The following is a 6,000-nucleotide window of genomic DNA, read 5'->3' on the forward strand; positions in this document are numbered from 1 at the left end:
GAATTAGCATTATATTGTATCATTTTCTTATAACAATTTTGACAAAGAAAGGCAACCTTATTATGTATGTAAGCACAAAACCGACGGTATATTTGATTGACGGGCTGAACCTGGTACGCAGTTTTTTATACGAATTTTCCCGTACGGAAGAGGAAGTAACCGCAGACTTTTTGGACTTTTTAACCGATATCTCGCAAGACGAACATTACGCAATGCACCAATACGAGGTAATTTTTGACGGCTCCTTCCGCCCCATCGGCCCGCTGTACCGAGGGGGCGTGCATATTTCGTTTTCGGAAGAGGACAGCGCCGACCAAATTATTTACGAGCGCGCGGACTTTTTGAGCCAAAGCGGCCAGCGCGTAATTGCGGTAACCGACGACAGGCTGTTGCAAGACGCCCTAAAAAAATTAGGTGTAAAAACGCTCTTTTGCCGTAAATTTTACAACGGGCTTAAAACCTTTGACAAGTAAATATCGGGCGGCAACATAAAACAATGTACAAGTGCGCATTTTTTTGTTAAAATAATTCTATAAGAGGGCTGGTGGCGGAATGGCAGACGCGACAGACTTAAAATCTGTTGACCGCAAGGTCGTGGGGGTTCAAGTCCCCCCCTGCCCACTTAAAAATCCTGCCATTTAATTACACCCACCAGTACGAAAAATATGTTAGAAGACATCAACCGTACGCTTTCCAAATGTTTTGGCTGGGTCAGCACCGTTTTGCCCCTGGGGCTTAAATTTTTCGCAATCGCCGTGGCCGTGGCCGCGGTCTTTTTGTTTTTTGACTTCCGCACGCTCGGCATTTTATTTCTGTTAATCGGCTGCTTCTGCGCGTTTTTCTTCCGCGACCCGAAGCGCGAAACCGTCTTCGCCGATGACGAAATCGCCTGCCCGGCGGACGGAACGGTCCTTTCCATTAAAACGGAAGACGACCCCAACTCCGTGGTGGTGCGTATTTTTCTGTCTATCTTTGATGTACACGTCCAACGCGCTACCGTAAACGGTAAAATCGGCGATATTTTTTACAACAAAGGCACTTTTTTGTTTGCCAACAATCCGGGCGCCGATAAAAACGAACGCAACTTAATCCAGATTTTTAAAGACGGCGATACCGCCCGCTTTGCCCACGTGGAACAAATCACGGGCGCCATTGCGCGGCGCATTGAGTGCTGGGTAAATACCAAGCAAGACATTAAAATCGGCGGACATTTGGGCCTAGTGCGTTTTGGTTCCCAGGTGGCCGTATATCTGCCCAAAGAAAAAGTGCGCGTACTGGTAAAAGAAGGCCAAAAGGTGCAGGGCGGCGTTACCGTTTTGGGCTTGTGGAAATAGAGGATTTTATGGAAGAAAATAAAGAAACCAAGGTTGTTGAAAAGTTAAAACACACCGGCGCTATGACGGCCCCCTCGCTTTTTACGCTGGGGAATTTGGCGTGCGGCTTCTTCTCCATTTTAGCGGCGGCCAAGGGGAACTTTGCACACGCCGGATGGTTGATTTTGTTCGCAATGGTATTTGATATGTTTGACGGCCGCGTGGCCCGCCTGTTGGGTGCGGAAAGCAACTTTGGTGTGGAAATGGACTCCCTGGCCGATGCGGTTTCCTTCTGCACGGCTCCGGCGTTACTGATGTATTTCTTTGTGCTTCATACGCAACCCTTATGGGGCGCGCCGATTGCGTGCGTATATGCCTGCTTTGGCGTACTGCGCTTGGCCAAGTTTAATGCAATGGCCTATGCGGGCCAAGGCTCCAAAAAGTATTTCTCCGGCTTGCCCACTCCGGCGGCGGCGGCCATTTTGGCCTCGTTTGCCATTTCTTACAGCATTATGCTGGGCGATATGGGCGGGAGAAACATCCACTTTTTAGCGATGTATTTGCCGCACTTGTACAATTTTGTATGGTTTGCAATGTTGGTGCTTTCGTTGTTAATGGTATCCAATATTCCGTATGCCGCCTTTAAGGCCAAACGCGAAAAACGGCTGAGCGTGTGGGTGTTACTGCTAATTGTGTTTTTGGTGGTAATGCTGATCCGCTTCCCGCAGGACGTGATTTTTATCGTGTTCTCGCTCTATGTAGTGTTCGGCTTATTAGCCGTACTCTACCGGGCGTTTAGAGGCATTAAAGTAGAAAAATAAATTTGTCAGCCTAAAAAATCCCGGGGTTTTTAGACCCCGGGATTTTTTATTGTGTAAAACTTACCAGTTTTTGTGCTTCCAGTAGATCATTACAAGCCACACCAAAATCAAACACACGCCCATAATCATCCAAAAGGCGTCAGGGTGGTTGGACAGCGGCAAGGCCACGTTCATACCGTACGCACTTACCACCAGCGTAGGAACCATCATCCAAATGGTAATTACGTTTAACTTTTTAATCAGCAGGTTCAAATTGTTATTTACGATAGAAGCGCGGGCATCCAGTAACTGCGCTAAAATGTTGGAATAAATATCCGCCTGTGTTTTGCATTGCATATTTTCTACGATGATGTCGTCCAGCATTTCCTCGTCTTTTTCGTCAAAGCCGATGCGGGCGGAAAGGTTACGCGTTTTTTCAAACACAAAGCCGTTGGAGGTAATAGCCTCGGCGTAATACACCAAACTTTTCACCAAACTAAACAGGTTCAAAAGGTAAGTGTTATCCACGGACTCGGTAATTTTATCCTCAATTTCCTCCGAAATCATATGAATAATACGCAAGTGTTCCACATAGTGAGAAATAGAGTTATATACCAGTTTCAAAAATACTTCTTTAATGGAGGAAACCGAGTGGAACCGCTTGCCCACAAACAGCGGGATATCCTCCGCCAATACCACAATTAGTTTATCCTCAAACAAAAACATCCCGACGGAAGCAACCTTAAATTCCAGTTGGTCCTTGCCGGAATAATTTTTGGGGCGTTTATAAATCATTGCGATATGTTCGGGCTCAAACTCCAAGCGCGGCAATTCATCCGGGTCCAAGGAAGAGGCCAAGGTGTGTTCGTCAATTTGATAAGTCTCCACCAAAAACCGCTGTTCGTCCACCGTCGGGTTTGTATATAAAAACACCTGCGCGGAAGAAGAATCGGTTTCCAGCAGTTTTTTATCTTTGATTTCGTATTTTTTAAGCATTTTACGCCTCTTGGCCGGATGGTATATATTTAAATGATACCACCTACAAACCGCCTTGTAAAGTTTTTTACCGTCCTATTTTCGGGCAAAGGCCAACTCCTGCGCCAAATATGTTTTGGTTTCGCTAAATACCACTCTGCGCAGCAGCCATAAAGATAAAATATTCGGCACGCACATCACGGCAATCGCCGTATCGGCCAACTCCCATACCAGTTTGGGGCTCAAAAAGCCACCCAAGCACATCATTAAAAGCCACACCACATATACGGGCTTTTCCACATTTACCCCCAAGCAAAACTGGGCCGATTTGGCGGTGTAATAACTCCACCCCACCAGCGTGGAGAACGCAAACAAGGTAAGGGACATTAGCAAGAAATACGCTCCGCCCGGCAAGGTGGCAAAGGCGCTCTGCGCCAGTTGCGCGCCAAACAGCGTTCCGCTCTGCCAATCGCCCGCTACTACCACCGTTACGCCCGAAAGCAAACAGATAACCAAGGTATCCCAAAATACCGTTGTAGCAGATACCAGCCCTTGGCGCACCGGGTTAGGCGTTTGGGCCGCAGCCGCGGCAATCGCGCCGCTTCCGCTTCCGGCCTCGTTGGACAGAACCCCGCGGGACACGCCGTAGCGCACCGCTTCTTTAAGCGTAATACCTACCGCACCGCCCACCAAGGCCGTACCGCTAAACGCGCTTTTAAAAATGCAGGACACCGCCCACGGGAATTTTTCCCAATGCAAAATAAGCACCACCAGGCACAGCACAATATACAAAACCGCCATACCGGGCACCAGCCATTTGCACAAGGCGGCAATCTTGCGCACGCCGCCTAAAATCACGCTGCCTGTTAAAATTACCAATACCGCCGTGGTTACAACGGCCGGTATGTTAAAGACGGAGCCATAAATGGCCGCCAAGGAGTTGGTTTGAATAAGCGCATCGCCAAACCCCATTAAGGCCGTAGCCGCCGCAAAAATAAGGGCTGTCTTCTTCATATTAAGCCCGTTTTTAAGCACATACATTGGGCCGCCCACATATTCGCCCGCTTCGTTCTTTTCGCGGTATTTAACGGCCAGTACCGATTCGGCATATTTGGTAGCCATCGCCAAAAAGGCGGAAAGCATCATCCAAAACAGCGCCCCCGGCCCGCCGGTGGAAACCGCCGCGCTAACGCCCACGATATTGCCCGTGCCCACCATAGCGGCCAAGGCCACCACCAACGCCCCAAAACTGCTGATAACGCCCGCCGAGCGGCTTTTTTTTATAGAGAGAGAAATCGCACTAAATAAATGTTTTTGGATAAAGTGCAACTTGCAGGTAAAATACAAACTGATGCCCACAATCAAAACCAACATCGGCGCCCCCCATAAGAACGCGTTTAAACTGACAATTCCCTGCGTAAAACTTTCCATAAACAAATACTCTCTTTTTTGTATAGTATATATGTGCGCAAGTGCACAACTCTAAAATTTTACAAAAATATGACTATCTTATTTCCAAAAAATAAAAAAGCCGCACTAAAAGAAATCTCCACCCCCGCCGGTTATGTAAACCACGTGGCCGCCGGGCTGAAACTGCCGGGCAAGGCTGTTTTATGCCCCATTTCCTCCTTAACGCGCTATGTAGAAAGCCACGCCAAGTATAAAAAATACAACTGCGAGGCGGACATTTACGTTTTGGAAGGGCAAAATTTGTGCTATGTAACCAATTTCGGTTCCGGCGCGCCGGGTATGGCTATGGCCTTGGAGGTGTTAATTGCACTGGGCATAAAGGAATTTGTGTTTATCGGGCTGGCGGGCTCGTTGCAAGAAGAAGTGGAACCCGCCGACATTGTGCTCGCGAGCGAAGCCCTGTGCGACGACGGCACTTCTCCCTGCTACACGAATAAAGAAACCGCCAAACCCGCCAAAACGCTTTTTAGCAAACTTGCCAAGCAGTTGGAAGCAGACGGCAAAAACTTTCACACCGGGCGCAACTGGACCACGGACGCTATCTTCCGCGAGACCAAGGCCGAGGTAAAACATTACCAAAAAGAAGCCGTTTTGACGGTGGAAATGGAAACCGCGGCGTTTTACGCCATTTGCGCCAAACGCAAGGTACAGGGCGCGGCGGCCTTTGCCGTGAGCGATGTATTGGCCCGATACAAATGGGAACCGCACTTTGGCGAAAAGCCGATTTTCCGCGCGCTAGAAGATATTTTTACCGCCGCGCAGAAAGTGCTTAAATAATTTGTCAGCAAGGAAAATGGAAAGCCCCGGGTGTTTGCCCAGGGCTTTTTGCTATTCTATCTTTACGCGTTCCCAATCGTCATTATGGGGAATCAGTTCGCCCCACGTTTGGCAAAATTGTACGCCCTTTGGGCTATTTTTCGGGGCCGCACAATAAATAGTGCCTTGCATCGTCGTCCAATCCGAGGCATTGGCGCGCACCACCAGTTCATACCAAAAGGGCCCGTTTTGACGGACAATATATAACCGTCCAGTCGTAATATATTGGAAATCACAGGCAAAATTTTGTGGGCAATTTTTTAGGCCAATATCCAACGCCTCTGCACTTGTAGGCATACGCGTATGAGCCATATAATAGCGATCCACCGAGTCCCTGAACGCGCGCCCATAGGCTAGGGCCGACGCCGCACGACTGCGCTCCACCGCCATTTGATAATTAGGCCACGCCACCGAAGCCAATATACCGATGATAAGCACGACAACTAAAAGTTCAATTAAGGTAAATCCCTCACTTGCAGTATGGAAAGTTTTGGCCGTGCGGTCGCTTGTTGTTAAGCCGTCATCCCGTAGTGTCTTTATACGGGATCTGTTGTTGTAGTTGTCATCCCAGGCGTGGACCCGGGATCCAGTCTGTTTATTAGATAAACTCCTTATTTTATTTCTGG

7 protein-coding genes and 1 tRNA gene are annotated in these 6,000 nt (G+C 48.4%); 5 read left to right on the top strand and 3 right to left on the bottom strand.

Annotated features, from left to right (window positions below; translation table 11 throughout):
• The first annotated feature begins 62 nt into the window (after positions 1–62).
• The 4 genes from B2118_RS00910 to pssA all read left to right on the top strand — a co-directional run bounded on the left by B2118_RS00910 (position 63) and on the right by pssA (position 2,134).
• The gene (locus tag B2118_RS00910) at positions 63–473 is read left to right on the top strand and encodes an NYN domain-containing protein (RefSeq protein WP_428052512.1); all 411 of its coding nucleotides are present in this window, start codon (positions 63–65) and stop codon (positions 471–473) included.
• Positions 474–538: 65 nt separating this feature from the next.
• Positions 539–621, top strand: a tRNA-Leu gene (locus B2118_RS00915).
• A gap of 44 nt (positions 622–665) precedes the next feature.
• Complete coding sequence (locus B2118_RS00920) at positions 666–1,334, top strand: phosphatidylserine decarboxylase (protein ID WP_428052514.1); 669 nt, start codon at positions 666–668, stop codon at positions 1,332–1,334.
• 8 nt (positions 1,335–1,342) lie between these two features.
• Positions 1,343–2,134: a CDP-diacylglycerol--serine O-phosphatidyltransferase gene (pssA, locus tag B2118_RS00925; protein WP_428052516.1), complete on the top strand. Its 792-nt coding sequence runs from the start codon at positions 1,343–1,345 to the stop codon at positions 2,132–2,134.
• 60 nt (positions 2,135–2,194) lie between these two features.
• Here the strand turns inward: pssA and B2118_RS00930 are convergent, their stop codons facing one another.
• A complete protein-coding gene (locus tag B2118_RS00930; protein WP_428052518.1) occupies positions 2,195–3,109 on the bottom strand; it encodes a magnesium transporter CorA family protein in 915 nt (304 codons plus the stop codon).
• Positions 3,110–3,184: 75 nt separating this feature from the next.
• On the bottom strand, positions 3,185–4,519 hold the full coding sequence (locus B2118_RS00935) for an alanine/glycine:cation symporter family protein (RefSeq protein ID WP_428052520.1): 1,335 nt from the start codon (positions 4,517–4,519) through the stop codon (positions 3,185–3,187).
• 69 nt (positions 4,520–4,588) lie between these two features.
• On the opposite strand from B2118_RS00935, the gene B2118_RS00940 reads away from it, so the two are divergent.
• Positions 4,589–5,335: a nucleoside phosphorylase gene (locus B2118_RS00940; RefSeq protein ID WP_428052522.1), complete on the top strand. Its 747-nt coding sequence runs from the start codon at positions 4,589–4,591 to the stop codon at positions 5,333–5,335.
• 51 nt (positions 5,336–5,386) lie between these two features.
• Here the strand turns inward: B2118_RS00940 and B2118_RS00945 are convergent.
• Positions 5,387–6,000 (bottom strand): type IV pilin protein (locus tag B2118_RS00945; RefSeq protein ID WP_428052524.1); only part of this gene is annotated, 614 nt, incomplete at its 5' end.

This window comes from Candidatus Avelusimicrobium stercoris, assembly GCF_002437085.1.
Lineage (GTDB): Bacteria > Elusimicrobiota > Elusimicrobia > Elusimicrobiales > Elusimicrobiaceae > Avelusimicrobium > Avelusimicrobium stercoris.

Coding starts and splice junctions, on each gene's coding strand:
- B2118_RS00910 (WP_428052512.1), top strand. CDS start 63: ATGTATGTAAGCACAAAACCGACGGTATATTTGATTGACGGGCTGAAC.
- B2118_RS00920 (WP_428052514.1), top strand. CDS start 666: ATGTTAGAAGACATCAACCGTACGCTTTCCAAATGTTTTGGCTGGGTC.
- pssA (WP_428052516.1), top strand. CDS start 1,343: ATGGAAGAAAATAAAGAAACCAAGGTTGTTGAAAAGTTAAAACACACC.
- B2118_RS00930 (WP_428052518.1), bottom strand. CDS start 3,109: ATGCTTAAAAAATACGAAATCAAAGATAAAAAACTGCTGGAAACCGAT.
- B2118_RS00935 (WP_428052520.1), bottom strand. CDS start 4,519: ATGGAAAGTTTTACGCAGGGAATTGTCAGTTTAAACGCGTTCTTATGG.
- B2118_RS00940 (WP_428052522.1), top strand. CDS start 4,589: ATGACTATCTTATTTCCAAAAAATAAAAAAGCCGCACTAAAAGAAATC.